The following is a 26653-nucleotide window of genomic DNA, read 5'->3' on the forward strand; positions in this document are numbered from 1 at the left end:
CCGTTGATCACGGCGACAATAGTCACCCAAGGGGTTTAACGGGGCCTAAAACCCCGCACTTAAACCCGTTCCTAGTTTGAATAATATTCCCAGACCATGGACCGGGCGAGGGTGTCATCGTTGTGGCGCATCCGTGTGGAGAGCAGTGCTTCAAGGTATTCAAGGTGCGCTTTAGGGGCTTCCTCCAAACGGTTGTCCAAAGTGCAAGGTGACGCGTTCGGCTCCAAAAGCAGGTTTGGCAGGCCGCCGAAGTGAACATATTGCCAATCTTCCGTCAGCCGGGTGAGGGCACAGCTCTGACCGTTCTGGCAGGCCTTTCGGAGTGGCTCAGGGAAAAACTGCAGCAGGCGGCGGAAATCAAACTCATAAAGGGCTGCATCCCGCCAGGAAAGCGGCGTGCCGCCGATCAAGTAAGGCAGCAAGCTGGCGCCGTCCGGCTTGTGGTTCGGGGTCAGATTCAAAAGGTCCAGAAGGGTCGGAAAGATATCGGCTGCGGATGTGAAGGCCGAAACCCTGTTGGCTTTGGCCATGCCCGGTCCCCGGATCATGAGCGGGATGTGATAACTTTCCTTGTAAAATCCGCCTTTGCCGAGCATCCAGTGGTCACCCATCATCTCTCCATGGTCGGAGGTGAAGATGATCAGTGTGTTGTCGGCGATCTCTTCGAGTTTGTCGAAGATCAGGCCGAGTTGCGTATCGACCTCTGTGATCATGCCGAAGTAGAGCGCGCGGATGCGCTTGAAATCTTCGCGGCTCAGGTCCCGCACATGTCCGCTGGACCCTGGAATGTGGCTGGTCAAGTGCTGAGAAGCCTGCAGTGCAGCGATCAACGGGTGAAAGGCGGCTTCATTCCCTGCTGTGGCAGCACCTTTGAATTCCGGCCCGTCGTCTGGGTCGTACATTGAATTGTAAGGCTCGGGCACAGCCATGGGCGGATGCGGGCGCAGGAAAGAGATATGCGCCATCCAAGGGCTGCCGGTATCCTGTTCGCTCAGCCAGCTAAAAAAGCGGTCCGTCAGAAAGGCCGTTTGCGTTTCGTCCTTGGAATAGCTCGGCGCTTTCCGTGAAATGCGATGTCCGGGTTCAGGCTCCAACTGGTGGATCGTATCAAATGTCGCAGGATCATGGCCTCTGGCTGCCAGCCAGGAAAACCATTCTTTTTCATGCCCTGGCAAAGCCTGGCGGACCTCGAATCCCGGCAGGACCCCTTCATAAGTCGAAAGTTCCGGATCTTCCGGATGGTGTTGGCGCGGGTCCGGTGAGGTGTCGGTGTAGCCGAAGAGTGTCGGTGTATATCCAGCGCGCCGGGCGGCCCGGGCAATATTGTCAAAGCGATTGTCGAGTGGAGCCCCATTCCAGACGACGCGGTGGTTCATCTGGTAAAGGCCGGTATAGAGCGAAGCGCGCGCCGGAGAGCAGGGAGCCGTTGTTGCATAATGCTGTTCAAAGACCGTCGCTTTTGCGGCAAAGGCATCCAGATTGGGGGTCTTGACCACCGGATGCCCCACTGTACCCAGGCAATCACCTCGCCACTGGTCGGCAGTGATCAAAAGGATGTTCGGACGGGCGGTCATGCGGCTTCCATTTGATCCATCAGCGCAGGAAGATCAGCCACTGTGTCGATAACATAATCTGCCCCGGCTTCTTTCAGCTTTGTTGTCGCTTCCTGGCGGATGGCATCTACTGCCGCTTCCGATAAGCGCGCCAATTCGTCTGGGGTCTTGCCAGCAAAGTTTCCAGAAAGCGCAAGGCCAACTGTAATGCAGCCGGCGGCAACACCTTCTGCAATGCCGGGTTCAGTATCATCGACCTTGATCACGGCGCGCGGCGGATAAGCGACCAGATCGACAAAACACTGGTACATTCCCAGAGGTCCCGGGCGGCCTTCCGGCAGATCGTCGGAGCACACAAGGTTGTCCGGTTCATATCCCTGTTCAGCGGCTTTCGGCAAAACCCGTTCCATGATCGAACGTGTGTAGCCGGTGGTGGAGCCAATTTTGATACCTTTGCTGCGCAGGTACTTAATCGTATCGAGCGCGCCTGGAACGAGGTCGGCATAATCGGTAACGACTTCCTCGTTCATCGGCACAAAGAATTTGTAGACCTTGTCGACATCTGCATCGGTGGGAGCTGTGCCGTGTTTGGCCTGCCACTGTGCTGCAATATCCGGGTCGTCCATCATGGCGCGGATGTGATCCCATTTCGGGCTGCCCATGGGCGCACGGGCCTGATCAATGCTGGCGGTGATGCCGAATTTTTCGAATGCCTTGACGAAGACGACCATCGGCGCGAAGGAGCCGAAGTCGATCATGGTTCCGGCCCAGTCGAAGACCACTGCTTTAAATTTGCTCATGTTTTTATCCTGGTTGGTTTGCAGTTAGGCCGCAAGGCGGGCGCGTTCTTTAAGGGCCTCGGCCGGCGGGGCGGCGCTTGTGACGCCCATTTCTTTCAAGACATCATTGGCGGCGGCGACAACAGCGCGCATGACTTGTTCATCCATCTGACCAATGCATCCGACCCTGAAACTCTCCACAACAGTCAGCTTGCCGGGATATAGAATGAACCCCCGTTCTTTCATCAAGTCATAGAATTTCGGGAAGCTGAAGGCCGGATCCGCCGGGCAAAAGAATGTGACGATGATTGGCGACAGCCATTCCGCGTCCAAGAGTGTTTCGAAGCCAAGGGATCGCATCCCGGAGACCATCACATCCCGATTGTTGGAGTAACGTGCGCCACGCGCAGCAATGCCGCCTTCCGTCTTATGTGCCCTCAAAGCCTCTAGGAACGCGGCCACCACATGGGTCGGCGGGGTAAAGCGCCATTGACCTGTCTTTTCCATATGCGCCCATTGGGCATGTACATCGAGGCTCAGCGAGTGGCTGTTTCCTTCGGCGGCTTCTAGGGCGGTTTTTTTGGCAATGACAAAACCGAAACCCGGAACACCCTCGATGCATTTGTTGGCCGAGGAGACCAGTGCCTCGAATTTCAGGCTTGAAGGCTCTACCGGAATGGCGCCAAACGCTGACATGGAATCGATCAGCAACGTGCGGCCTTCTGCGGCAACGGCATCAGAGATCTCTTTCAAGGGATTGAGAATACCGGAGCTTGTTTCGCAGTGGACGATCAGGACGTGGCTGATTACCGGATCAGCTTGCAGCAACGCAGCAACTTCCGGACCGCGCGGCGGCAGGTAATCGCCCTTGTCCAGGACTTCTGTCGGGCGGCCAAGATAAGCCATGGTCTCAGCTGCTCGTTTGCCATAGGCGCCGTTGGACAGGATCAACGTTTTTTTGTCCTTGGGGGTGAAGCTCGCCAGCATCGCCTCGACCGCAAACGTGCCGCTGCCCTGGATCGGAACACAGTCATAGGCTTCGGAGCCGGTGCCCAGAAGATCCACGAGCCCGTGGCGCAGATCTGCGGTCATTGCCCTGAAATCACCGTCCCAGCTTCCCCAGTCCCGCAGCATGGCTTCCTTGACTTCGATGGACGTTGTGAGCGGCCCTGGGGTTAAAAGGTAAGGTTCACCGCATTTCGGTTTCGGCAACACTGCCGGAGATTGGCTCATGGATTATCCGCGTTCAAATGATCAGGATTTTGCGCAGCCGAGTGGCCGGACATGATTGCGGATTTCGTTACAGGGATTTTTGCTTTTGTGTTATTGGAAATCAAAGTTTATAGCTTTTTCTTATAGACTTGATACTGGCAAATAACCGTCAATCTTGAAGCGGTTCCGTGACCTTGAGGCTTTGGCGAAAGGCCTCGATTGCGGCAACACCAGCCATGTGTTTTGGCCAAACCACAAAGTGGTTGGCGATCAGGGCGGGGTCATCGATCGGCACGGCAACGCAGCCGTCCCGGTCCGTGATTTCTGCCTCCATGGCAATGCCGATCCCGACCCCAGAGCGGATCAGAGTTGCAATCGATCCCCAGGAGCCGAGCGCCAGGATCGTCCTTGGCCTTACACTGGCAACAGTCGCAGCAGCTTCGAACATTCTGCGTGTTCCTGAGCCGCTTTCTCGCTGCAAAAGGGGGAGGGCATCGATGTCCTTCCAAGATAGCGTTTCTTTTGACGCGAGAGGATGGTGTGGGGCGACCACGGCGGCGATTGGAGACCGGATCAGAAGTTCCCCATCAAGCTCTGCCGGAATTTCCGGCGCGGTGATGAAACCGACATCAATCTCACCGTTGTCGAACAAATCCAGGATATTGCTCGTCGCAAGCGCTCGCGCTTCGATGGTGATATCTGGATGTTGAGCCATAAAACTGGAGATTTTGGGGATCGCCAGCTGATACGTGGAATAGCCAATCCGCAATTCGCCAGATCCAAGCGCCTTCTGGTCCAGTAGTTCTGTTTCCAGATCTTCTGTGAGTGCCAAAACCGCCCGGATCTTAGGTAGCAGTTTTTCGAGCGCCGGAGTTGCGGACACCGAGTAGCCGGATTTTATCAAGAGTTTTGTCTTGAAGCGGTTTTCAAGGCCATGAACATGATTGGAAATCGACGGCTGCGAGACGCCGATTTCTTTGGCGGCAGCTGAAAAGCTTCCCTTTCGCACGACCGCCTCCAGGGCCCGCAACTGGCCCAGGCTCAGGGTACTTTTGCTCCGCTCGGTTTGGTTCATGGAATGCCCGGTCAATTACCTTAAATGAAGCTGGTTTGGCGGGCACTTAAACCGGATTGGTGCAAGAAGTCGAGGCGCACCGTCCGAGAGGTCAGTCTGTGCGTGGCAGCAAGGTGCCAATTTCACCCGGCAGGGATAGGTCCCATATCCTTTGGAACCTGATAACCACGCTGAACTCCGGGGCGATCGAGTATTCGGCGATACCAATTTCTGACATTCGGGAACTCAGAAAGGTCGATATTCTGCCATTCGTAGCGGGAGATCCATGGCCAACACGCCATGTCGGCTATGGAATAGTCGTCCACGATGAAATCGCGCCCGGTCAGGCGCTGGTCGAGCACCGCGTAAAGCCGTTTGGCCTCGGCGCCATAGCGCTCCTTGGCGTAGGCGGATTTGTCCGGATTGAAATGCACAAAATGATGGGCTTGGCCAAGCATAGGGCCAAGTCCGCCCATCTGCCACATCAACCATTCAAGGGTCTTGGTGCGCTGATCGCCGTCCTTTGCAAGGAACTGGCCATATTTATCGGCGAGGTAAATGAGGATGGCACCCGATTCCATCAGCTTCAGACCTGTCTCTTGATCCACAATCGCCGGGATCTTGTTATTGGGGCTGATATCTAGAAACTCGGGAGCCATCTGATCACCCTTGGTGATGTCGATCGCGTGGGCGGTGTAGGCGGCGCCGAGCTCCTCTAATAGGATCGAGACTTTGCGGCCATTTGGGGTTGACCATGTGTAGAGATCAATCATGCGGAGCTCCGGTGAAGTGAAAGCTTTGAATTTCAAAAAGGGCGCGTGCGGCAGGAGTTCAAGGCGTGTGATCAATTTTGAAGTGCGTTTCACTGGATAACGCCCCGTGAACGCATCAAATTAATCGTCTGTTTACCATAATGATGTTGCCATCAGCACAGTGGTCTTGGGTGTTTATTTTAGTGCCCAGCGTTCGGAATTCTTGGTGAGCTAACAAGCCTTCAGAGCTTCCTGAAGAGAGGGCACCTCATAAAAGTGCCGGTGAAAGGACACGAGCATGGCGCATCGATTTAGCCGCCGCAGCTTTGTAATTGGTCTTCCTCTGGTTCTGGCGGCATGCCAGAGCAAAAAACAAGCTTCGATCGAAGCCGGACTGAGACCTTTGGCAGACGGGACGCCGGATTACGCGTCGGCTTATGCGCCCGTGCGGGACGGCGGATTCTCGCTTCCGGCCATCGACTATCAGAGCTTTGATCCCAAATATCTGCGTCAGACGGTCTATTATTCAGGCCGCTATCCGGCTGGAACGATCGTGGTCGATCCCAAGAACAAGTTTCTCTATCTGGTGCAACAGGGCGGCTGGGCGATCCGCTATGGCATCGGTGTCGGCCGGGCTGGATTTGCCTGGAACGGCGATGCCGTGATCCGCTTTAAACGTGAGTGGCCGAAATGGTTCCCGCCGGATGAAATGATAGAGCGGGATCCAAGCCTGGAGAAATACCGGGACGGACAGGAGGGCGGACCGCGCAATCCGATTGGCGCCCGTGGGCTCTACCTTTGGCAGGGCAACAAAGATACGCTCTATCGCATTCACAGCACCAATCAGCCCTCCAGCATTGGCACCAACGCCTCCAGCGGCTGTATCCGCATGTGGCATCAGGACATCATCGATCTTTATGACCGGGTCGACCTTGGCACCAAGGTGATCGTGCTGGGCTGAGTGATCTCGGCTTTTGTCTTTTGGCTCAGCGCGGCGTCAGCGCCGTACCGGTTCAAATACATATGTCCGGTTTTTCCGGGAGACTTGAGAAAAGAACCCGGATCGGGTGATGGCGCCGGGCACAAAACCGGCAACTGGAAACAGCCAAACGCTCATTTTTCCGGTGGGTTTCAGCACACGGTGCATTTCCGGCAGAAGTTTGTTGAGTGGCAGTGTGGGGTAGGGCAGGACCCCGAGCAGCAGCGCCAGATCAACACTGTTCTCGTCCAGGCCTGTGTGAAGTGCATCCCGCCGTATCACCTCGACATGGGACAGATTGGCCGCCGTGGCTTTCTCGCGCACCCGTTCGACAAAACTCACCATCGGGTCCATCGCGATGAGCCGGCCCTGAGTGCCAATCATCTTCGCCGCAGGAACGGTAAAAAAACCCGTGCCACAGCCGACTTCCAAAACGGTCAGACCCGGTGCCACACCCGCATCGCGCAGTGTTTTCTCGGCATCAAAAATCAGGTGGCGCAACCGGCTTTCCATCGCCTTGCCGCCAATCCAAAAGAGCGCGTTGATCAGGCGGGATTGTCCAAGATCTTCGGTGTTCATGGGACTGCCGGAACTCTTTTCTGAGCAAAGCCAGATTGAAGTTTAGCACAATTGCGACTGTGAAAAGTCCGTATTGGTAAGCCCGCTAATTTAATTCTGAGGCATCCAGCTGAGATCGCAGACAGCGCACAATTTGCGCAGCTTGGTCAGCAGAGCCGGTGATCCGCTAAATTAAGCGGATATAGGCCCGTCCCTGCAAACAGCAGGAGCTGTGGCAAAAGACCAAAAAAACCAATTTACTGGGGAGGAGTGGTGCCGGCAGCAGGATTCGAACCCGCGACCCCGAGATTACAAATCACGTGCTCTACCAACTGAGCTATACCGGCGCTGGGGGTGGCTTCTATCAGATTAGACGGGCTTGTCTATACCCGATTTGAAATTTTCCGCAGTGAACGCATTTTTTTTGTGTAAGGGCTTGAGAAACCAATCAAAAGCTATTCCCGCCTGTGGAAAAGTTCGTGTGGTTTTCACGACATCGGTTTTGGTATTTGTACGATACTTTCCTGTAGCCTTTGCAGATGATGTTGCGGTTGGAATGGATGTCCTGTTGCGACAAGCAGGCTGACGTTCCTTGCAAGGGCAATCCAGCCACACGCGCCGATCAGAAACGAAGCGTGTGTGGCTGGATGGCTGATTAAATTGGTAGTTTCGAGAAATTACTCACTGTCGCCGACACCAAAAAGCCCGGCACAGGCTGCTTAGGCAGCCACTCCTCCAACACCGTTAGATGGTTGTCGCTATGCAAGAGGCGCTGGGCGAGGAGGCCCGGTGTTTGGCGACGGCGGATGGCTTCAGGCAAAACCGACTGAGTGGATGATTTTGGAAACCGCCACATCCAGGTGAAAGAGTTTTCCATTATCAGCAGATCTGTGTCGGACGCTGCAGCATTTCCAAACCGAAGCATGGGGAGGCTTGCGGCTATAATGGCTCCGCCGGCCAGAACCTTTCTGCGGGTGAATTTCATTGTGGGAAGACCGGGCATCACATCACCAGCCGGTCGTGATAGGTCACAGTTGGCTGGCCTTCCATAAAGGAGAGCAAGTCTCCCATAACACCGTTGTCCATGATCGACTTGATATAGGCCTGATGGTGGTCTTTTGAGACCCATTCTTCCAGGATTAGAAAATCCCGTGTCTCCGCATTATAGAAAAGCGAAACTGACAGCGCGCCGTCAAAGCCGCGCACGGTCGGAAGTTTGTCCGTCAGAAAAGTTTCTAGTCGCGGATAGACGTTTTCAGAAACCTTCATTTGCAGAATGACCCAAGTGCTCATTTTGATCTCCCATTTTGAAACAACGGGAGCGATTTACGGCGCCTTTTGATTTGAAACTGTCGGCTAAACATCAAAAGTGCCGGTTTTCGGTCATAAGCCGCGACCTGAGACATTCTGTCCATCTCGCCGGCAAGGTCGGTTTGAAGATGTTCGAAATCAGGTATGGTTGGGCATGATTCAAAACAGAAGTTTTCTTTCCCATCCGCCTGATGACGTTTTGACCCTGCCGGAAGACTTGCATGCGTTTCGGGAGGCGTCGGTTGTGATGGCCCATGGGGACGCCGGGATTTTTCACAAGCTGATTGAAAAAACCATGCTGGCGGTCGAATTCCGCACCGCTGCGCCGTGCCTGTGCATGACCCTGCGCGGCCGCGAGACTTTTTGGACGTCCGATGGCCAGGAAATCTCATTGCAGGGCGGCGAGATGATCCTGATGCCGGCTAACACCTACATGATTTCGGATTTTTCGGCGAAGGAAGGCCCGCTCGAAGCCTATATCCTGTCGTTCGACACAGCGGCCATCCGGGCTTTTCTGGCACTCCGCCCGCCGTCTGGAGAAAGCCGGGATCCAGGAGCTTATAAAATTCAGGCGCATGCCGCCTTGGCCGGTTTTTTCGATAGTGCAAAGACTATCTATGGGCAGATGACAGGTTCGCCGTCACTGTTGCAGACAAAACTTCTGGAGTGTCTGCATCTGATTGCGGAAGTTGATGATGCCAAGCGCCTGACAGGATATTTGACTGCCTGTCATACCGGTCAGGCGCCTCGAAACATTCTCCATGTGATGCACGAAAATGCGGGGCGGAACCTGTCGGTCGCCGATTTGGCCCGGATCTCCGGCCGTTCGGTGACGTCCTTTACCCGTGACTTCAAACGCCAGTTCGGCGTGCCGCCCCGGCAATGGCTGGCGGACTATAAACTGCAAAAGGCCCAGGAGCTGGTTTTGAACTCCCGGCAATCGGTGACGGAGATCGGGGCGGAGCTTGGTTATTCCAGCACGTCCCACTTCATCGAAAAATTCCGCAAGCAGTTTGGCACGACACCCAAGGCGATGCGGTTGAGGAGCTTATAGGGAGTGATGAGGGGCTCAACCGCCTCAAAGCCCCATCTTCTGCCGCGCTACATAAAGTGACAGAACCGCCGCATTGGAAACATTGAGCGAGCGGATTTCTCCGGGCATGTCGAGACGGGCGAGCAGGCCGCAGGCTTCTCTGACACCTTGGCGCACACCTTTGCCTTCTGAGCCGAGCACCAGCACGGTCTTCTCCGTAAACTCGGTGTCTTCCAGGCTGGCCGGGCCGTCACTGTCCAGCGCGATGCAGCCAAAAGACTGTTCTTTCATCTCAGCAATAAAGCGAGCCATGTTTTTGACGCGCACATGTTTGATCATGTCGAGCGCGCCGGATGCCGATTTGGCAAGAACCGAGCCTTCTTCCGGGGCGTGCCGTTCAGTGGTGACGACAGCATCGGCATCCAGAGCAACGGCTGAACGCAGGATCGCACCAACATTGTGCGGATCGGTCACCTGGTCGAGTGCAAGGATCAGCCGCGCGCCTTTCAGATGCTCCGCGCCGTAAGCCGGCAGGGGATCCGCTTCCAGGATCATGCCCTGGTGAACCGCGTCCTTGGTCACCATCCGGTCCAGTTCCTTGGGGCGCTTGTCCTCTATCGGAACGTCAATGGTGACGCCGCGCTCCTTGAGCCGGTTCTGAGCGTTTTCGGTCGCATAAAGTTTCAGGCGTTTGCGGTCTTTGTTGGCAAAAGCCGCTTCCACTGTGTGAAGGCCATATAAAAGCACCGGGCCTTCCGGCGGCAATCCAGGGCGGCGCGGTCCCGGTTTGCCGGAGTTTTTTGAAAAGCGGCCCTGGCCCTTGTTGGGGCCTGGACGCGATTTTTTCCATGCAGGTCTTTTGTCGTCAGTCATGCTGCCTGCTGTAGCCCCAATTATCCGTTAGGGGAAGAGGCTGCCGGGTTCGGGAAGATCATGCAACTGACGGAGCCGTGGGCAATCAGCTTGCCGTTGGCATCTTTCAATTCGCCTTCAGACGTCGCCAGGCGCGAGCCGCGATGGACAATCCGGCCTTCACAGGTGACTTCGCCGCTGCCCGGTTTCAGCGGGCGGACCATATTCACGGTGAGGGATGTTGTTGTGTAAAACTCACCGGGTTCCAGGCACGTATGAACCGCGCAGCTGAGCGCTGTGTCGATGAGCGTGGAAATCCAGCCACCGTGAACCGTGCCGAGCGGATTTAAGAACTGCTTTTCAGGAACGCCGGTAAACACAGCGCGGCCATGCTCAAATTCTTTAATCCGGATATTGGAATGGATCATCATTGGTGGGGCCGGCAATTTGCCGTCTTTCATCAATTCAAAAATCTGCAGGCCTGAGATGCCGGCTACCTGCTGTTTCGGCAGGGCATCTATTATATGGGTCTTACCGTTTTCGGTAATCGAGTCTGGAAGGCTCATAGGTCTTTTCCTTCAAAATGTCTGTGACGGTTCTGTCGTGTGTTCTGGATGCTCAGGAGGAGGTGGAGCGGAGAGCTGTGTTCCCCGGCGGCGCATTTTTGTCTGGGTCCGTCTTTTCCAGACGCCTGACGGTTTTTCTGAGAGCCGACAGATGGCCCCGGATCGCTTCGGCGGTTTCTTCGCCCAATTCCTGTGTCAGATCCCGCTGAGCCTTTTCCCATGCCGCGTGCAGCTCGGCTGTGAGCTCAACACCTTTTTCCGTCAAGACAGGCACGACCTTGCGGCCGCCGCTTTTGCGGCGCGCGATCAAGCCGGCTGATTCAAGCGGTTTGAGATTGCGGGCGAGGGTGGACCGGTCGATCCCGATGTAGCGGGCAATGTCAGAGGATGAGAGAGAATCGCCACTGGCAATTACCGCCAGCAACTGCGCCTGAGTAATCTCCAGCCCATAGGGCGCCAGATAGCGGTTGAAATGGCGGGTAAGCAGGTTCGCTGTTCGCCGGACAGTGTGTCCCAAACAGATCTGGCCCATCTGATAAAAATCGATGCCGTCCAAGGAATGTGTCATTTGTTGTAGCTACAACATAGAGAGATGTTCGGCAAGCGAATTCTATTCTGCCAATAAAACCGTCGTTTCCAGAGACTGCGTGAAATGCAGATACAAGATCTGAAATTCGGAGGATTGTTTCCGTTTAAATGTCAGTGTTTGTTCGAAGGTGTTGAAGATTCGACATTTTGGAGCCGGGGAGGGGTGCAATGATAGGTCTTGTGGAGCAGGTCGGGCTGGCACTGATGCTTTTCATCATCATGTTGGGAATGGGGGCAACGATCCATGTCAATCACTTGCGGGTGGTGCTCGCCAGGCCTCTGCCGCTTCTAATTGGATTGACCAGTCAGTATGGGTTGATGCCAATCATCGCACTTGGGCTTGCGATCTTTTTCGAGTTGCCTACCGCGATTGCGTTCAGCTTGATTATGGTTGGTGCGACGCCAGGCGGTACGACCTCAAATCTCTTTACCTATTATGCAAAAGGTGATGTTGCGCTGAGTGTCAGCATGACAGTTGCCTCGACGCTTGCGGCCGTTGTCCTTATGCCGCTGGCAATTTGGATTTATGCAGGTGGTTACACATCTGCCGACTTGCAGGTGCCGTTTTCCAGTATCATAGCGACATTGCTCTTTGTGATGGTGCCGGTCGCTATCGGGATGATAGTCCTATCAAAAAGTGTTGCCGCCGCCCGCCGTTTGGAAAGGGTGAGCAGCGTTTTCGGGGTTCTGCTGATTGCCGGACTGATCATCAAGTTTCTCATTCAGAACCGCGAGATGTTTCTTGGAACACCCTATGAGGTCATTCTGTCGGCTATTCTGTTGGGCCTAATCGGGTTCTTTTTTGGATATATGGTCGCCTGGATCACGGGTTTGTCCCCGGTAATTCGCAGAACCATTTCGATGGAAACTGGGATTCAGAACACGCCCCTAACTGTGGCTCTCATCTCCTTGAGCTTTCCGACGGGCGCTCAGCAGGATGAGATGCTTCTTCTGCCGGCGTTTTATGCTTTCTTTATTGTTATGACCGCGATGGTCGTTGCCATGGGCTATAGGACGTTTGCAAAAGGTGTTTGATCGAAGGGAGTGGCTCTCGCTGTTGCGCTTTCTTTTATAGCGGTCTGTATCAATTGGAATCTCAGCGCCATTTTTTTGGAGCTGTCTCCCCGTTTGACGACAAATCACGTTGAAGGCGCAGGGCGCGAACGGTTCTTTATATAAATGAAGTCCGAGGGGCCTGCGCCTTCCGAGTTGTCCACAGGGAGTGGTTGGTTCCGGAAAGTGATTGCAAAGACTGAGGCTTTTGGCCGTTTTTTCGGTCGCGTGCTTTGCGCTAAAGCGCTGGAAATGGCCGGTGCGTGGCAGGTTCTGCGGCCGGGTTTTTGGTGCGATGCGGATTTTGTTCGTTTCTTTTCAAAAACGTCGTTGACAGGTCAGGTCCCTATCTGCATAACACGCGCCACGGGATTGCTCGCCCCTCGCGGACGGGCTTTCCGGTCAAGCCATCCTGATCGCTTCGGCGTGAAGCAGGACGAGATGGAGGAGTGCCCGAGTGGCTAAAGGGGACGGACTGTAAATCCGTTGGCTATGCCTACGTTGGTTCGAATCCAACCTCCTCCACCATCGTCTGGTTTCGCAATTAAGTGCGGGTGTAGCTCAATGGTAGAGCAGCAGCCTTCCAAGCTGACGACGAGGGTTCGATTCCCTTCACCCGCTCCATCATGGGTGCTGATCGGAGTGTCCGGGACGGAAGGTATTTCGCACCGGAAATCCTGAAAGAATATATAGGGAAGTTGTTCGTCGCTCGCGGCTCTGTCCAAGGCGCCGGATTGCGGCCCAAATCGAGCCTTTATCGACCGAACGACTATTGGACAGAGAGCGACGCCGATGGCGAAGGAAAAGTTTGAGCGCAATAAGCCGCACGTTAACATTGGCACGATCGGCCACGTTGACCACGGCAAGACGACGCTGACCGCTGCAATCACCATGACGCTTGCAGAAGCTGGTGGTGCAGAAGCAAAAGCCTATGATGAGATTGACGGTGCGCCTGAAGAAAAGGCACGCGGCATCACCATCTCCACGGCGCACGTTGAGTATGAGACGGAAAACCGTCACTACGCTCACGTTGACTGCCCGGGCCACGCCGACTACGTGAAGAACATGATCACCGGTGCTGCGCAGATGGACGGCGCGATCCTGGTGTGTTCAGCAGCAGACGGCCCGATGCCGCAGACCCGTGAGCACATCCTGCTTGCGCGTCAGGTTGGCGTTCCGGCTCTGGTTGTTTTCATGAACAAGGTTGACCAGGTCGACGACGAAGAGCTTCTTGAGCTCGTCGAAATGGAAATCCGTGAGCTGCTGTCTTCTTACGAATTCCCGGGCGACGACATTCCGATCGTCAAGGGTTCTGCGCTGGCAGCTGTTGAGAACCGTGATGCGGCGATTGGCCGTGACGCGATCCGTGAGCTGATGGCTCAGGTTGATGAGTACATTCCGACCCCGGAACGTCCGAAGGATCAGCCGTTCCTGATGCCGATCGAAGACGTGTTCTCGATCTCCGGCCGCGGTACTGTTGTGACCGGTCGTGTTGAGCGCGGTGTGATCAACGTGGGTGAAGAAGTCGAGATCGTCGGCATCAAGGACACCCAGAAGACCACGGTTACCGGCGTTGAAATGTTCCGCAAGCTGCTGGACAGCGGTGAAGCAGGCGACAACATCGGTGCTCTGATCCGCGGCGTTGGCCGTGAAGAGGTTGAGCGCGGCCAAGTTCTGTGTAAGCCGGGTTCTGTTAACCCGCACACGAAGTTCAAGGCTGAGGCTTACATCCTCACCAAGGAAGAGGGTGGCCGTCACACGCCGTTCTTCACCAACTACCGCCCGCAGTTCTACTTCCGCACGACCGACGTGACGGGTGTGGTTCACCTGCCGGAAGGTACGGAAATGGTGATGCCGGGTGACAACGTCTCCGTCGACGTTGAGCTGATCGTGCCGATCGCCATGGAAGACGGCCTGCGCTTCGCGATCCGCGAAGGTGGCCGCACCGTCGGCGCCGGCGTCGTAGCATCCATCATCGAATAGTATGATCTATTTGGGTTGCCGGGCTCCGGCCCGGCGATCTTGTCTTCAAAGGCCTTGCAGACGATGTCTTTGAAGCGTATCAGGAGCAGATCCCAGATAGGGATCTCTGAAGGGGTATAGCTCAGCTGGTAGAGCGACGGTCTCCAAAACCGTAGGTCGCGGGTTCGAACCCTGCTGCCCCTGCCACTTTTGCTCTTGATTAATTGGCCTCGAGGGCTTAAAGAGTTTCCTCGGGTGAGGCGCGCGGAGATTTTCGCGCGCCCACTCGTATTTAACGGACCGGAGCCGGAATGGCAAAGACCAATCCCTTTAAATTCATCCAGGAAGTGCGCTCTGAAACCGCGAAGGTCACTTGGCCGACGCGCAGAGAGACGGCCGTGACCACTGTTATGGTGTTCATCATGGTTTTGATCGCCTCGATTTTCTTCCTCGTGGCGGATCAGTTGATGGGCCTTGGGGTCGGATACCTTCTCGGTGTTGGCGGTTAAGCCGCCTACCGGACTGCTTAAAGACAAGAACAACAAACGGAACTGAGAAACATGGCCAAGCGCTGGTACATTGTGCACGCCTATTCGAATTTCGAGAAAAAGGTCGCCGAGTCCATTCGCGAAAAGGCCGAGCAGAAAGGTTTGTCCGATCTGTTTGAGGAAATTCTCGTTCCGATGGAAAAGGTCGTTGAAGTTCGCCGTGGCCGCAAGGTCGATGCGGAGCGCAAGTTCTTCCCAGGCTATGTCCTGGTGAAGATGGATATGACCAATGAGGCGTTCCACCTGATTAAGGACACGCCGAAAGTAACCGGGTTCTTGGGCGCGGATCAAAAGCCGATGCCGATCCCGGAAAAAGAAGCCATGCGCATCATCAATCAGGTTCAAGAGGGCGTTGACCGGCCGAAGCCGTCCGTCAGCTTTGAGGTTGGTGAGCAGGTCCGGGTGTCCGATGGTCCGTTTGCGTCCTTCTCCGGCCTGGTCGAAGAAGTTGATGACGAGCGCGCGCGCCTCAAGGTGGCAGTGTCCATCTTTGGCCGGGCGACACCGGTAGAATTGGAATTCGGTCAGGTCGATAAGCTCTGACTGGTTGCCGCTCTTTCGTGAGCGGTTGAGTGCCAGGCAGCGGTGCTGTCTGGAATGAAGTCGGTGGCAGGTTCTAGCGCTCATCGCCGGGTGCTGACAAAGGGCCATACCACCAACTCCCAAATGGTCAAATTGCCGTTTGGCCATGAATGATTGGAGAGAAACATGGCGAAGAAGATCGAAGGCTTCCTGAAGCTTCAGGTGCCGGCAGGCTCTGCGACCCCGTCCCCGCCCATCGGGCCGGCACTTGGTCAGCGTGGTCTGAACATCATGGAATTCTGTAAAGCGTTCAACGCGCAGACCCAGGATGTTGAAAAGGGCGCTCCGTGCCCGACCGTGATCACTTACTACACCGATAAGTCTTTCACGTTTGAAGTGAAGACGGCTCCGGTCAGCTTCTTCTTGAAGAAAGCTGCCAAGCTCCAGAAGGGTTCTTCCACTCCGGGCCGCGGCACCGTTGGTTCCGTGAGCAAGGCTCAGGTGAAAGAAATCGCCGAAGCCAAAATGAAGGACCTGAATGCCAACGACATCGATGCTGCAATGCTGATGGTTGAAGGCTCCGCCCGTTCCATGGGCTTCGAGGTAACGGAGTAAGATCATGGCGAAGGTTGGAAAACGTATTTCTGCAGCGCGTGAAGGTATCGACCGCAACAAGCTGTACTCGCTGAACGAAGCCATCGGCCTCGTCAAAGACCGCTCCAAGACCAAATTCGACGAAACCGTCGAAGTTGCGATCAATCTTGGTGTTGATCCGCGTCACGCAGACCAGATGGTCCGTGGTGTGTGCGTGCTGCCGAACGGCACAGGCAAAAACGTCAAGGTTGCCGTGTTCGCACGTGGCGACAAGGCGGAAGAAGCTAAAGCTGCTGGTGCTGACATCGTTGGTGCAGAAGAGCTGGTTCAGGAAGTCCAGGGCGGCAAGATCGATTTCGATACGGTCATCGCAACTCCGGACATGATGCCGCTCGTCGGCCGCCTCGGTAAGGTTCTCGGCCCGCGCGGCATGATGCCGAACCCGAAAGTCGGCACCGTGACCCCGGACGTCTCCAAGGCTGTCAACGACGCCAAGGGCGGTGCGGTTCAGTTCCGTGTTGAAAAAGCAGGTATCGTTCACGCCGGCGTTGGCAAGGTGTCTTTCTCTGAAGAGAAGATCTCCGAAAACGTCAAGGCTTTGATCGACGCCGTTCAAAAAGCCAAGCCGACTGGCGCCAAAGGAACCTACATGAAGCGCATTGCCGTGTCTTCCACAATGGGCCCGGGCGTAAAAGTTGATCTGGCGAGCGTCGCTGGCGAATAATCCGGGTTTTCCGGATTGAAAAAGAATTTCAGCCTTCGGGCTGAATAGATCCGGCGGTTCGCCGCCGGATTGCCCTGTCCGAGACTGCAGGTGCCGGGAAACCGGCTTAAGCCGTAAAGGCCTGCATAGATGGGTGAGAACCGAATTTCCCGCGAATTGCGGATAACCGGTTCGAACCAGACCTTGCCGGGCGCTTTTTGAAGCGAAAGGTGAGGGGACAGGACCCTGAGCGTCGTTTTTGAGGCGGTTCCGGGTTCGGAACCTCCGCGAAAGCGGCAAGGTAAACCGGTGGCGATTTTCGCCATCAAATGGAGAAGGCAAGTGGAAAGAGCGGAAAAGCAAGAGTTCGTGACATCCTTCAACGCCGAGCTGGGAAACACCGGCGTCGTTGTCGTCGCGCACTATGCAGGTCTTTCGGTTGCACAGATGACGGCCCTGCGGTCGTCCGTACGTGACGCCGGCGGTTCTGTAAAAGTCGCAAAAAACCGCCTTGTGAAACTCGCCCTCAAAGGCACTGACCTTGAGCACATCTCCGACCTGCTTCAGGGCCCGACCGTACTCGTCTACTCCGACGATCCGGTTGCAGCTCCTAAAGCAGCTGTCGATTTCGCCAAGGCCAACGACAAGTTGGAAATCCTTGGTGGTGCTCTTGGTACGACAAACCTGAGCCCGGAAGGGGTCAAGTCACTGGCAACAATGCCGTCGCTCGACGAGCTGCGTGCAAAGCTGGTTGGCATGATCCAGACACCGGCATCGCGCATCGCGCAGGTTGTCAACGCACCGGCCGGGCAGGTTGCCCGCGTCTTCGGCGCGTACGCCAAGAAGGACGAGGCCGCATAAGGCGCCCCCAAACACTGTCTAATGAACCCAACTACTGGTTCGAACTTAAGGTACTGAAAAATGGCTGATCTTGAAAAGCTCGTAGAAGAACTGTCCGCACTGACTGTTATGGAAGCTGCTGAACTGTCCAAGCTTCTGGAAGAGAAGTGGGGCGTTTCTGCTGCTGCTCCGGTTGCTGTTGCAGCTGTTGCTGGTGGCGGCGAAGCTGCTGCTGCTGAAGAAAAGACTGAATTTGATGTTGTTCTGGCATCTGCTGGCGACAAGAAAATCAACGTCATCAAAGAAGTCCGTGCAATCACCGGTCTTGGCCTGAAAGAAGCTAAAGAGCTCGTCGAAGGTGCTCCGAAAGCCGTCAAGGAAGCTGTTTCCAAGGACGAAGCTGAAGAGCTGAAGAAGAAGCTGGAAGAAGCTGGCGCTTCTGTCGAGCTGAAGTAATAAAGGCATTTATGCCTTATTGCGGTCCCGGGTTTCCGGGACCGTATTTCGCCCCGGCGGGTCCAACCCGTTTCCGGGGCATACGTCCCACTAGGGCCCTGTTTGTCTGAGCACTGTGCAGGCAATGGGTTCTAGATCCACAGTCTGGTCAATTCTTCTCATGAACACAGAAGGTTGATCTCATTGGTGGACGGTTTTCCGAAGCGCCCGGGCAGCGGCCCGATTGGACAAGGGGCGTTTCGGGAAGCCGTTTTCCGGCCGATACGAGGAGCGACAATGACCCAAACGTTCAACGGTCGCAAAAAGGTCCGTAAATATTTCGGATCGATCCGCGATGTCGCGGCAATGCCCAATCTCATTGAGGTTCAAAAGGCCTCCTACGACCAGTTCCTGCAGGTCGATGAGATGCCTGGGGGCGGCCGCAAAGATGAAGGCCTTGAAGCGGTCTTCCAGTCCGTATTTCCAATTTCTGATTTTGCGGGCACTTCCCTTCTGGAATTTGTTTCCTACGAATTTGAAGCTCCAAAATACGACGTTGATGAGTGCCGCCAGCGCGACATGACCTTCGCAGCACCGCTGAAGGTTACCCTGCGCCTCATCGTATTCGACGTCGATGAAGACACCGGTGCCAAGTCCGTTAAAGACATCAAAGAACAAGATGTCTACATGGGCGACATGCCGTTCATGACCGACAACGGTACGTTCATCGTCAATGGCACCGAGCGTGTGATCGTCTCCCAGATGCACCGCTCTCCGGGCGTGTTCTTCGATCACGATAAAGGCAAGACCCACTCTTCGGGCAAGCTGCTGTTTGCAGCCCGCGTTATTCCGTACCGCGGTTCCTGGTTGGACATTGAGTTCGACGCCAAGGACATCGTCCATGCGCGTATCGACCGCCGCCGCAAAATACCGGTGACGTCACTGCTGATGGCACTTGGTTTGGACGGCGAAGAAATCCTCAACACGTTCTACAAGCAGATCGATTATGGCCGTCAGAAAGACGGTTCCTGGCGCATGCCGTTTGACGGCGCACGTCTGAAAGGCACCAAAGCCTCCTACGATCTGATTGATGCCGACAGCGGTGAAGTGGTTGTCGAAGGTGGCCGTAAGATCACTGCACGCACCATCAAGCAGCTCGGCGAAAAAGGCGTTACCGCGCTGAAAGTGACCGACGAAGATCTACACGGCCAGTATCTGGCTGAGGACATCGTCGACATGCAGTCCGGTGAAATCTATGCCGAAGCTGGCGATGAGATCACCGGCAAACTGCTGGAAGAGCTGGTTGAGCGTGGCTACCACGATCTGACTGTGCTCGACATCGACCATGTCAACACCGGTCCTTACATTCGCAACACGCTGAACGTGGATAAGAACGAATCCCGCGAAGATGCGCTGTTCGACATCTACCGTGTGATGCGTCCGGGTGAACCGCCCACCATTGACACCGCAGAAGCGATGTTCCAGTCGTTGTTCTTCGACGCTGAGCGGTATGATCTGTCCGCGGTTGGCCGTGTGAAGATGAACATGCGTCTGGATGTTGATGCGGAAGACACGGTCCGTGTTTTGCGCAAGGAAGACATTCTGGAAGTTATTCGGGTTCTTCTGGAGCTGCGTGACGGCAAAGGCGACATCGACGACATTGACAACCTGGGCAACCGCCGTGTTCGCTCTGTCGGCGAATTGATGGAAAACCAGTACCGCGTCGGCCTGCTGCGCATGGAACGTGCGATCAAAGAGCGGATGAGCTCCGTTGAGATCGATACGGTGATGCCGCAGGATCTTATCAACGCGAAACCGGCGGCCGCAGCTGTCCGTGAATTCTTTGGCTCCTCACAGCTGTCGCAGTTCATGGACCAGACCAACCCGCTGTCGGAAGTCACCCACAAGCGCCGTCTATCGGCCCTTGGCCCGGGCGGCTTGACCCGTGAGCGCGCAGGCTTCGAAGTCCGCGACGTTCACCCGACGCACTACGGCCGTATCTGCCCGATTGAGACCCCGGAAGGTCCAAACATCGGTCTGATCAACTCGCTTGCAACGTTTGCCCGTGTCAACAAGTACGGCTTCATCGAAAGCCCGTACCGCAAGGTGAAAGACGGTGTTGTCACCAACGACGTCGTATACTTGTCGGCTATGGAAGAAGCGAAACACTATGTTGCGCAGTCCAACGCTGAGTATGACGCTGATGGCCGGTTCACTACAGAGCTGATCACCTGCCGCCACGCTGGCGAAAACATGATGGTTCCGTCCGACAAGGTCGACCTCATGGACGTGTCGCCGAAGCAGCTGGTATCTGTCGCTGCATCACTCATTCCGTTCCTGGAAAACGATGATGCGAACCGGGCTCTGATGGGCTCGAACATGATGCGTCAGGCTGTGCCGCTCGTTAAGGCGGAAGCACCGTTTGTCGGCACTGGTATGGAAGCGGTTGTGGCCCGGGATTCCGGTGCTGCGATTGGCGCCCGCCGGGCAGGTGTTGTTGACCAGGTGGATGCGACCCGTATCGTTATCCGGGCAACTGAAGAACTCGATCCGGGCAAGTCCGGTGTTGATATCTACAGCCTGCAGAAGTTCCAGCGGTCCAACCAGAACACCTGTATCAACCAGCGCCCGCTGGTTCGGGTTGGGGATCGGGTCCATAAGGGCGATATCATCGCCGATGGTCCGTCCACCGATCTTGGTGATCTGGCTCTTGGCCGGAACGTGCTCGTCGCGTTCATGCCGTGGAACGGCTACAACTTCGAGGATTCCATCCTCTTGTCCGAGCGCATCGTGTCTGACGATGTCTTCACCTCCATTCACCTTGAAGAATTTGAGGTGATGGCGCGGGATACCAAGCTTGGACCAGAAGAAATCACCCGCGATATTCCGAACGTTTCTGAAGAAGCGCTGAAGAATCTCGATGAAGCCGGTATCGTTTACATCGGTGCAGAGCTTCAGCCGGGCGATATCCTTTGCGGTAAGATCACGCCGAAGGGCGAAAGCCCGATGACACCAGAAGAAAAACTTCTACGTGCCATCTTCGGTGAAAAAGCCTCTGATGTTCGCGACACCTCTCTGCGCTTGCCGCCGGGAGTTGGGGGTACTGTTGTCGAAGTTCGTGTTTTCAACCGCCACGGCGTTGAAAAAGACGAACGCGCGATGGCCATCGAGCGTGAAGAAATCGAACGCCTTGCAAAAGACCGTGACGATGAGCAGGCAATTCTTGACCGCAACGTCTATGGCCGCCTGGCCGAGATGCTGATGGACAAGTCTGCTGTGGCTGGTCCGAAGGGCTTCAAGAAGGACACGACACTGACCGGGGACGTCCTGAACGACTTCCCGCGCTCGCAGTGGTGGCAGTTTGCGACCGACGACGAGAAGTTCATGTCCGAGATCGAAGCTCTGCGCGGTCAGTATGACGAAAGCCGCAAGCGCCTCGAGCAGCGTTTCATCGACAAGGTCGAGAAACTGCAGCGCGGTGACGAACTGCCGCCAGGCGTCATGAAAATGGTCAAAGTCTTCGTTGCTGTGAAGCGCAAGCTGCAGCCGGGCGACAAAATGGCCGGCCGTCACGGCAACAAGGGTGTGGTTTCCAAAATCAACCCGTGTGAAGACATGCCGTTCCTGGAAGATGGCACGCACGTCGACATCGTGTTGAACCCGCTCGGCGTTCCGTCGCGCATGAACGTTGGTCAGATCCTTGAAACCCACATGGGTTGGGCTTGCCGCGGCATGGGCTTGCGCATCGGCGAAATGTACGATGAGTACCGCAAGACCGGTGAGATTGAGAACCTTCGTGGCAAGGTGATCGAGATCTACGGCGACAACATGAAGGGCGATCCGGTCAAGGAATTTGACGATGAAGGTGTCGTCAAGCTCGCCGAACAGCTGAAGAAGGGTGTGTCCATCGCGACCCCAGTCTTTGACGGTGCACGTGAGCCGGATGTTGTTGATGCGCTGAACATCGCCGATTTCGATCCGAGCGGTCAGTCAACACTGTTTGACGGGCGGACCGGTGAGGAATTCGACCGGAAGGTGACTGTGGGCTATATTTATATGCTCAAGCTTCACCACTTGGTCGATGACAAGATCCACGCCCGTTCGATTGGCCCGTACTCGCTTGTCACCCAGCAGCCGCTGGGTGGTAAGGCGCAGTTCGGTGGCCAGCGCTTCGGGGAAATGGAGGTCTGGGCGCTTGAAGCTTACGGTGCAGCCTATACGCTGCAGGAAATGCTTACCGTTAAGTCGGATGACGTTGCTGGCCGGACAAAGGTTTATGAAGCCATTGTTCGCGGTGATGACACCTTCGAAGCCGGTATCCCGGAAAGCTTCAACGTGCTTGTGAAGGAAATGCGGTCCCTGGGTCTCAACGTTGAACTTCAACGTACCGATGCCCCAGAGATTGGCGCGGAAGAAACTGCGGACGCCGCAGAATAAACCCCGGCAACGGACCCCTTTAGACTGAAATGCCGGTCGTAAGAGGGGAGAGGCAAAAGTCTTTCCCCCACCGCGCATCGAAGGAGACGGATCATGAATCATGAGGTCATGAACCTGTTCAATCAGCAGGCTCCCACACAGACCTTCGACAATATCAAGATCTCTCTGGCAAGCCCGGAGAAGATCCTGTCTTGGTCGTTCGGTGAGATCAAAAAGCCGGAAACCATCAACTACCGGACATTCAAGCCGGAGCGTGATGGCCTTTTCTGCGCGCGCATCTTTGGCCCGATCAAAGACTACGAATGTCTTTGCGGCAAATATAAGCGCATGAAATACAAAGGCGTTATCTGTGAAAAATGTGGCGTTGAAGTCACTCTTTCCCGCGTGCGCCGTGAACGTATGGGCCACATCGAGCTCGCAGCTCCGGTTGCCCACATCTGGTTCCTGAAGTCCCTGCCGAGCCGCATTGGTTTGCTACTCGACATGACGCTGAAGGATCTTGAGCGCGTTCTTTACTTCGAAAACTACGTTGTCCTGGAGCCGGGCCTGACCCCGCTCAAGCAGCATCAGCTTCTGTCTGAAGAAGATTATGTCGCTGCTCAGGACGAGTACGGCGAAGACGCCTTCACCGCAATGATCGGTGCAGAAGCGATCCGCGAGATCCTGATGTCGATGGATCTTGAGCGCGAAAGCGAAAAGCTGCGCCAGGAAATCGCCGAAGCAACCACTGAGCTGAAGCCGAAGAAACTGGCCAAGCGCCTTAAGGTCATCGAAGCGTTCATGGAATCGGGCAACCGCCCGGAATGGATGATCATGACCGTTGTTCCGGTCATCCCGCCGGATCTGCGGCCGCTGGTTCCGCTCGACGGTGGCCGGTTCGCAACGTCAGATCTGAACGACCTGTACCGCCGCGTGATCAACCGGAACAACCGTCTGCGCCGCCTGATGGAACTGCGTGCTCCGGACATTATCATCCGGAACGAGAAGCGTATGCTTCAGGAATCCGTTGACGCTCTGTTCGACAACGGCCGCCGTGGCCGCGTCATCACCGGCGCCAACAAGCGTCCGCTGAAGTCGCTGTCCGACATGCTGAAAGGTAAGCAGGGCCGCTTCCGTCAGAACCTTCTTGGTAAGCGCGTCGACTATTCCGGCCGTTCGGTTATTACCGTGGGTCCGGAACTGAAGCTGCACCAGTGCGGTTTGCCGAAGAAAATGGCGCTTGAGCTGTTCAAGCCGTTCATCTATTCGCGCCTCGACGCCAAGGGCTTCTCTTCAACTGTCAAACAGGCGAAGAAGCTGGTTGAAAAAGAGCGTCCGGAAGTCTGGGATATCCTCGATGAGGTCATCCGCGAGCACCCGGTTCTCTTGAACCGTGCACCGACGCTTCACCGTCTTGGCATTCAGGCGTTCGAACCGACCCTGATTGAAGGCAAGGCCATCCAGCTGCACCCGCTCGTCTGTTCCGCGTTTAACGCTGACTTCGACGGTGACCAAATGGCTGTTCACGTCCCGCTGTCGCTGGAAGCCCAGCTGGAAGCGCGGACGCTGATGATGTCCACCAACAACATTCTGCACCCGGCAAACGGTGGCCCGATCATCGTGCCGTCGCAGGATATTGTTCTTGGTCTCTACTATCTGTCGATCATGGCAGAGAACGAGCCGGGCGAGGGCATGGCCTTCTCCGATATCGGTGAGATCCACCATGCGCTGGCCAACAAGGTCATCACGCTGCACACGAAGATCAAAGGCCGGTTCCGCTCTGTGGATGCAGAGGGCAATCCGACCTCCGAGATCTTCGAGACCACACCTGGCCGGATGCTGATTGCAGAACTTCTGCCGAAGCATCATGAAGTGCCGTTTGATGTGGCCAACAAGCTGATGACCAAGAAGGACATCTCCAAGATGATCGACACGGTGTACCGTGCTTGCGGTCAGAAGGAGACGGTTATCTTCTGTGACCGGATCATGCAGCTTGGCTTCACCAACGCATGTAACGCCGGCATCTCCTTCGGCATGGACGACATGGTTATCCCGGACACCAAGCAGAAGCTTGTTGGGGAAACCGCGTCGCTCGCAACCGAATACGAGCAGCAGTACAACGACGGTCTGATCACCCAAGGCGAGAAGTACAACAAGGTTGTCGACGCCTGGGCGAAATGTACCGACAAGATCGCTGACGAGATGATGGCCCGCATTAAGGCGGTCCAGGTCGACGAGGAAACCGGACGTCAAAAACCGATGAACTCGGTTTACATGATGTCTCACTCCGGTGCCCGTGGTTCGCCTCAGCAGATGAAGCAGCTGGCCGGTATGCGTGGTCTGATGGCCAAGCCGGACGGATCCATCATCGAGAACCCGATCATCTCGAACTTTAAAGAAGGTCTCTCGGTTCTCGAGTACTTCAACTCCACCCACGGTGCCCGTAAGGGTCTTGCCGATACGGCGTTGAAGACTGCGAACTCCGGTTACCTGACCCGCCGTCTCGTGGACGTTGCGCAGGATTCCATCATCCTTGAACCGGATTGTGGTTCTGAGCGCGGCATCACCGTAGCGCCGATCGTTGACGCCGGTAACGTCATTGCCTCCTTGGGCATGCGTGTTCTCGGCCGGACAACGGCGGAAGACGTCATCAACAATCAGACCGGCGAAGTCATCGTTCCGAAGGGGACTTTGATCGACGAGAAGGATGTTGATGCGATCGAAGCGGCGAAAGTTCAGCAGATCAAGATCCGTTCGGTTCTGACCTGTGAAACGGAAACCGGCGTGTGCGCGACCTGTTACGGCCGTGACCTTGCACGTGGTACTCCGGTGAACATGGGTGAAGCTGTCGGTGTTATCGCTGCGCAGTCGATCGGTGAGCCGGGCACTCAGCTGACCATGCGTACCTTCCACATCGGTGGTACGGCGCAGGTTGTTGATTCATCGTTCATCGAATCCAACGTCGATGGCACGGTCAAAATCCGTAACCGCTCGGTCAACCGCGACAGTGAAGGCAACCTGGTTGCAATGGTTCGCAACATGTCCATCGTTGTCATCGACAGCGACGGTAATGAGCGTGCTGTTCACCGTGTCGCTTACGGCTCCAAGCTGCATGTCGACGAAGGCGATTCAGTCAAGCGCGGCCAGCGGATTGCCGAATGGGATCCGTACACCCGTCCGATGCTCGCCGAAGTTGATGGTGTCGTGGACTTTGAAGACCTGGTTGACGGGGCTTCTGTTCAGGAAACCGCCGATGAGGCGACCGGTATCACCAAGCGTGTTGTCATCGATTGGCGCTCGTCTCAGCGTGGTGCGGACCTCAAACCGGCGATTGTCATCAAGGACGCAAAAGGGTCTGTTGCCAAAAACCAGCGCGGATCCGATGCGCGCCTGATGCTGTCTGTGGATGCGGTTCTGTCCGTTCAGCCGGGCAACTCCATCAAGGCTGGTGACGTTCTTGCGCGTATTCCGCTGGAAAGCGCAAAGACCAAGGACATCACCGGTGGTCTGCCGCGGGTTGCGGAACTGTTCGAAGCCCGCCGTCCGAAGGATCACGCGATCATCGCTGAAATCGATGGTACGATCCGCTTCGGCCGCGACTACAAGAACAAGCGCCGCATCATCATCGATCCTGCTGAGGACGGTGCGGAACCGGTCGAATATCTCATCCCGAAAGGCAAACACTTCCACCTTCAGGAAGGCGATGCCATTGAGAAGGGTGAATATATCCTCGACGGTAATCCGGCACCGCACGACATTCTGGCCGTTAAAGGCGTTGAGGCCCTGGCTGCCTACCTCGTCAACGAAATCCAGGAAGTCTACCGTCTGCAGGGTGTGACCATCAACGACAAGCACATCGAAGTGATTGTCCGCCAGATGCTTCAGAAAATCGAGATTACCGATCCGGGCGAAACGGAGTTCTTCTCCGGCGAACAGATCGACAAACTCGACTTTGAAGAAGCCAATCGCAAGGCAGTCGATAATGCACGTGATCCGGCGAAGGGCGTTCCGGTCCTGCTCGGTATCACCAAAGCATCGCTTCAAACCCGCTCGTTCTTCTCTGCCGCGTCCTTCCAGGAAACGACCCGCGTTCTTACCGACGCAGCGGTCAACGGCAAGACCGACCCGCTGGTCGGCCTCAAAGAGAACGTTATCGTGGGCCGCTTGATCCCAGCCGGTACCGGCGGGGTGATGAAGCGAATCCGCAAGATTGCAACGCACCGCGACGACCTCATCCAGGAAGCGCAGCGCCAGCAATCTTCGGATAGTGCCGCGGAAGGCCTTTTGGAAGATATGACTGGGGCGGCCGAATAGACTTCTGCCAAGCCAAGGAAATCGAAAGG

The 26653-nt window shown here is 55.8% G+C and carries 22 protein-coding genes and 4 tRNA genes; 15 read left to right on the plus strand and 11 right to left on the minus strand.

Annotated features, from left to right (window positions below; translation table 11 throughout):
* Positions 1-71 precede the first annotated feature (71 nt).
* The 5 genes from ACOOFE_RS09355 to ACOOFE_RS09375 form a co-directional block, all read right to left on the minus strand.
* A complete protein-coding gene (locus ACOOFE_RS09355; protein ID WP_420414705.1) occupies positions 72-1574 on the minus strand; it encodes a sulfatase-like hydrolase/transferase in 1503 nt (500 codons plus the stop codon).
* The gene (phnX, locus tag ACOOFE_RS09360) at positions 1571-2353 is read right to left on the minus strand and encodes a phosphonoacetaldehyde hydrolase (RefSeq protein WP_420414706.1); all 783 of its coding nucleotides are present in this window, start codon (positions 2351-2353) and stop codon (positions 1571-1573) included. Before phnX ends, ACOOFE_RS09355 begins: the two co-directional genes overlap by 4 nt.
* Positions 2354-2377: 24 nt before the next feature.
* Complete coding sequence (locus tag ACOOFE_RS09365) at positions 2378-3565, minus strand: 2-aminoethylphosphonate--pyruvate transaminase (protein ID WP_420414707.1); 1188 nt, start codon at positions 3563-3565, stop codon at positions 2378-2380.
* A gap of 148 nt (positions 3566-3713) precedes the next feature.
* Positions 3714-4553, minus strand: a complete 840-nt coding sequence (locus ACOOFE_RS09370) for a LysR family transcriptional regulator (RefSeq protein WP_420414708.1) — start codon at positions 4551-4553, stop codon at positions 3714-3716.
* A 188-nt stretch (positions 4554-4741) separates the two neighbouring features.
* Positions 4742-5371 carry a glutathione S-transferase family protein gene (locus ACOOFE_RS09375; RefSeq protein WP_420414709.1) on the minus strand — a complete coding sequence of 210 codons (630 nt, stop codon included), beginning with the start codon at positions 5369-5371 and terminating at the stop codon, positions 4742-4744.
* A gap of 277 nt (positions 5372-5648) precedes the next feature.
* Here ACOOFE_RS09375 and ACOOFE_RS09380 point away from each other — a divergent pair, with 277 nt between their 5' ends.
* Entirely contained in the window at positions 5649-6311 is a 663-nt protein-coding gene (locus ACOOFE_RS09380; RefSeq protein WP_420414710.1) for a L,D-transpeptidase, read from the plus strand.
* A 36-nt stretch (positions 6312-6347) separates the two neighbouring features.
* Here ACOOFE_RS09380 and ACOOFE_RS09385 read toward each other — a convergent pair whose 3' ends face one another.
* From ACOOFE_RS09385 to ACOOFE_RS09395, 3 genes are all read right to left on the minus strand, one after another.
* Positions 6348-6908, minus strand: a complete 561-nt coding sequence (locus ACOOFE_RS09385; protein WP_420414711.1) for a class I SAM-dependent methyltransferase — start codon at positions 6906-6908, stop codon at positions 6348-6350.
* 250 nt (positions 6909-7158) lie between these two features.
* A tRNA-Thr gene (locus tag ACOOFE_RS09390) sits at positions 7159-7234 on the minus strand.
* A gap of 655 nt (positions 7235-7889) precedes the next feature.
* Positions 7890-8180 carry a putative quinol monooxygenase gene (locus ACOOFE_RS09395; RefSeq protein ID WP_420414712.1) on the minus strand — a complete coding sequence of 97 codons (291 nt, stop codon included), beginning with the start codon at positions 8178-8180 and terminating at the stop codon, positions 7890-7892.
* A gap of 172 nt (positions 8181-8352) precedes the next feature.
* Here ACOOFE_RS09395 and ACOOFE_RS09400 point away from each other — a divergent pair, with 172 nt between their 5' ends.
* Positions 8353-9252, plus strand: a complete 900-nt coding sequence (locus ACOOFE_RS09400; RefSeq protein WP_420414713.1) for a helix-turn-helix domain-containing protein — start codon at positions 8353-8355, stop codon at positions 9250-9252.
* 24 nt (positions 9253-9276) lie between these two features.
* Here the strand turns inward: ACOOFE_RS09400 and ACOOFE_RS09405 are convergent, their stop codons facing one another.
* Genes ACOOFE_RS09405 through ACOOFE_RS09415 form a run of 3 tightly spaced genes read right to left on the minus strand, consistent with a single transcriptional unit; the run spans position 9277 to position 11217 of the window.
* Positions 9277-10104 (minus strand): TrmH family RNA methyltransferase, encoded by an 828-nt coding sequence (locus ACOOFE_RS09405; protein WP_420414714.1) that lies wholly within the window; start codon positions 10102-10104, stop codon positions 9277-9279.
* A 20-nt stretch (positions 10105-10124) separates the two neighbouring features.
* On the minus strand, positions 10125-10649 hold the full coding sequence (locus tag ACOOFE_RS09410) for a PaaI family thioesterase (protein ID WP_420414715.1): 525 nt from the start codon (positions 10647-10649) through the stop codon (positions 10125-10127).
* A gap of 52 nt (positions 10650-10701) precedes the next feature.
* A complete protein-coding gene (locus tag ACOOFE_RS09415; RefSeq protein ID WP_420414716.1) occupies positions 10702-11217 on the minus strand; it encodes a MarR family winged helix-turn-helix transcriptional regulator in 516 nt (171 codons plus the stop codon).
* A 188-nt stretch (positions 11218-11405) separates the two neighbouring features.
* On the opposite strand from ACOOFE_RS09415, the gene ACOOFE_RS09420 reads away from it, so the two are divergent.
* The 13 genes from ACOOFE_RS09420 to rpoC all read left to right on the plus strand — a co-directional run bounded on the left by ACOOFE_RS09420 (position 11406) and on the right by rpoC (position 26624).
* A complete protein-coding gene (locus tag ACOOFE_RS09420) occupies positions 11406-12272 on the plus strand; it encodes a bile acid:sodium symporter family protein (protein ID WP_420414717.1) in 867 nt (288 codons plus the stop codon).
* 461 nt (positions 12273-12733) lie between these two features.
* Positions 12734-12818: transfer RNA gene (locus tag ACOOFE_RS09425), tRNA-Tyr, on the plus strand.
* A 22-nt stretch (positions 12819-12840) separates the two neighbouring features.
* A tRNA-Gly gene (locus tag ACOOFE_RS09430) sits at positions 12841-12914 on the plus strand.
* 168 nt (positions 12915-13082) lie between these two features.
* Positions 13083-14273, plus strand: a complete 1191-nt coding sequence (tuf, locus tag ACOOFE_RS09435; RefSeq protein WP_141186199.1) for an elongation factor Tu — start codon at positions 13083-13085, stop codon at positions 14271-14273.
* A gap of 110 nt (positions 14274-14383) precedes the next feature.
* Positions 14384-14459 (plus strand) — tRNA-Trp (locus ACOOFE_RS09440).
* A gap of 104 nt (positions 14460-14563) precedes the next feature.
* A complete protein-coding gene (secE, locus tag ACOOFE_RS09445; protein ID WP_141186200.1) occupies positions 14564-14761 on the plus strand; it encodes a preprotein translocase subunit SecE in 198 nt (65 codons plus the stop codon).
* A gap of 51 nt (positions 14762-14812) precedes the next feature.
* Positions 14813-15343: a transcription termination/antitermination protein NusG gene (gene nusG, locus ACOOFE_RS09450; protein WP_141186201.1), complete on the plus strand. Its 531-nt coding sequence runs from the start codon at positions 14813-14815 to the stop codon at positions 15341-15343.
* Positions 15344-15508: 165 nt separating this feature from the next.
* Positions 15509-15937 (plus strand): 50S ribosomal protein L11, encoded by a 429-nt coding sequence (gene rplK / locus ACOOFE_RS09455; RefSeq protein WP_141186202.1) that lies wholly within the window; start codon positions 15509-15511, stop codon positions 15935-15937.
* A gap of 4 nt (positions 15938-15941) precedes the next feature.
* Positions 15942-16640 (plus strand): 50S ribosomal protein L1, encoded by a 699-nt coding sequence (rplA, locus tag ACOOFE_RS09460; RefSeq protein ID WP_141186203.1) that lies wholly within the window; start codon positions 15942-15944, stop codon positions 16638-16640.
* A 321-nt stretch (positions 16641-16961) separates the two neighbouring features.
* Positions 16962-17480: a 50S ribosomal protein L10 gene (gene rplJ, locus ACOOFE_RS09465; RefSeq protein ID WP_420414718.1), complete on the plus strand. Its 519-nt coding sequence runs from the start codon at positions 16962-16964 to the stop codon at positions 17478-17480.
* A 60-nt stretch (positions 17481-17540) separates the two neighbouring features.
* Complete coding sequence (rplL, locus tag ACOOFE_RS09470) at positions 17541-17915, plus strand: 50S ribosomal protein L7/L12 (RefSeq protein WP_141186205.1); 375 nt, start codon at positions 17541-17543, stop codon at positions 17913-17915.
* A 276-nt stretch (positions 17916-18191) separates the two neighbouring features.
* Positions 18192-22331, plus strand: coding sequence for a DNA-directed RNA polymerase subunit beta (gene rpoB, locus ACOOFE_RS09475; RefSeq protein ID WP_141186206.1), 4140 nt, complete (start codon positions 18192-18194; stop codon positions 22329-22331).
* Between the two features lie 93 nt (positions 22332-22424).
* The gene (gene rpoC / locus ACOOFE_RS09480) at positions 22425-26624 is read left to right on the plus strand and encodes a DNA-directed RNA polymerase subunit beta' (protein WP_420414719.1); all 4200 of its coding nucleotides are present in this window, start codon (positions 22425-22427) and stop codon (positions 26622-26624) included.
* Positions 26625-26653: the final 29 nt, after the last annotated feature.

This window comes from Roseibium sp. (assembly GCF_965216085.1).
In the GTDB taxonomy this organism is placed as follows: domain Bacteria; phylum Pseudomonadota; class Alphaproteobacteria; order Rhizobiales; family Stappiaceae; genus Roseibium.

Excerpts from the sequence above, each read along its gene's own strand:
- ACOOFE_RS09355 (WP_420414705.1), bottom strand. The coding sequence starts at position 1,574 with ATGACCGCCCGTCCGAACATCCTTTTGATCACTGCCGACCAGTGGCGA.
- phnX (WP_420414706.1), bottom strand. The coding sequence starts at position 2,353 with ATGAGCAAATTTAAAGCAGTGGTCTTCGACTGGGCCGGAACCATGATC.
- ACOOFE_RS09365 (WP_420414707.1), bottom strand. The coding sequence starts at position 3,565 with ATGAGCCAATCTCCGGCAGTGTTGCCGAAACCGAAATGCGGTGAACCT.
- ACOOFE_RS09375 (WP_420414709.1), bottom strand. The coding sequence starts at position 5,371 with ATGATTGATCTCTACACATGGTCAACCCCAAATGGCCGCAAAGTCTCG.
- ACOOFE_RS09380 (WP_420414710.1), top strand. The coding sequence starts at position 5,649 with ATGGCGCATCGATTTAGCCGCCGCAGCTTTGTAATTGGTCTTCCTCTG.
- ACOOFE_RS09385 (WP_420414711.1), bottom strand. The coding sequence starts at position 6,908 with ATGAACACCGAAGATCTTGGACAATCCCGCCTGATCAACGCGCTCTTT.
- ACOOFE_RS09395 (WP_420414712.1), bottom strand. The coding sequence starts at position 8,180 with ATGAGCACTTGGGTCATTCTGCAAATGAAGGTTTCTGAAAACGTCTAT.
- ACOOFE_RS09400 (WP_420414713.1), top strand. The coding sequence starts at position 8,353 with ATGATTCAAAACAGAAGTTTTCTTTCCCATCCGCCTGATGACGTTTTG.
- ACOOFE_RS09405 (WP_420414714.1), bottom strand. The coding sequence starts at position 10,104 with ATGACTGACGACAAAAGACCTGCATGGAAAAAATCGCGTCCAGGCCCC.
- ACOOFE_RS09410 (WP_420414715.1), bottom strand. The coding sequence starts at position 10,649 with ATGAGCCTTCCAGACTCGATTACCGAAAACGGTAAGACCCATATAATA.
- ACOOFE_RS09415 (WP_420414716.1), bottom strand. The coding sequence starts at position 11,217 with ATGACACATTCCTTGGACGGCATCGATTTTTATCAGATGGGCCAGATC.
- ACOOFE_RS09420 (WP_420414717.1), top strand. The coding sequence starts at position 11,406 with ATGATAGGTCTTGTGGAGCAGGTCGGGCTGGCACTGATGCTTTTCATC.
- tuf (WP_141186199.1), top strand. The coding sequence starts at position 13,083 with ATGGCGAAGGAAAAGTTTGAGCGCAATAAGCCGCACGTTAACATTGGC.
- secE (WP_141186200.1), top strand. The coding sequence starts at position 14,564 with ATGGCAAAGACCAATCCCTTTAAATTCATCCAGGAAGTGCGCTCTGAA.
- nusG (WP_141186201.1), top strand. The coding sequence starts at position 14,813 with ATGGCCAAGCGCTGGTACATTGTGCACGCCTATTCGAATTTCGAGAAA.
- rplK (WP_141186202.1), top strand. The coding sequence starts at position 15,509 with ATGGCGAAGAAGATCGAAGGCTTCCTGAAGCTTCAGGTGCCGGCAGGC.
- rplA (WP_141186203.1), top strand. The coding sequence starts at position 15,942 with ATGGCGAAGGTTGGAAAACGTATTTCTGCAGCGCGTGAAGGTATCGAC.
- rplL (WP_141186205.1), top strand. The coding sequence starts at position 17,541 with ATGGCTGATCTTGAAAAGCTCGTAGAAGAACTGTCCGCACTGACTGTT.
- rpoB (WP_141186206.1), top strand. The coding sequence starts at position 18,192 with ATGACCCAAACGTTCAACGGTCGCAAAAAGGTCCGTAAATATTTCGGA.
- rpoC (WP_420414719.1), top strand. The coding sequence starts at position 22,425 with ATGAATCATGAGGTCATGAACCTGTTCAATCAGCAGGCTCCCACACAG.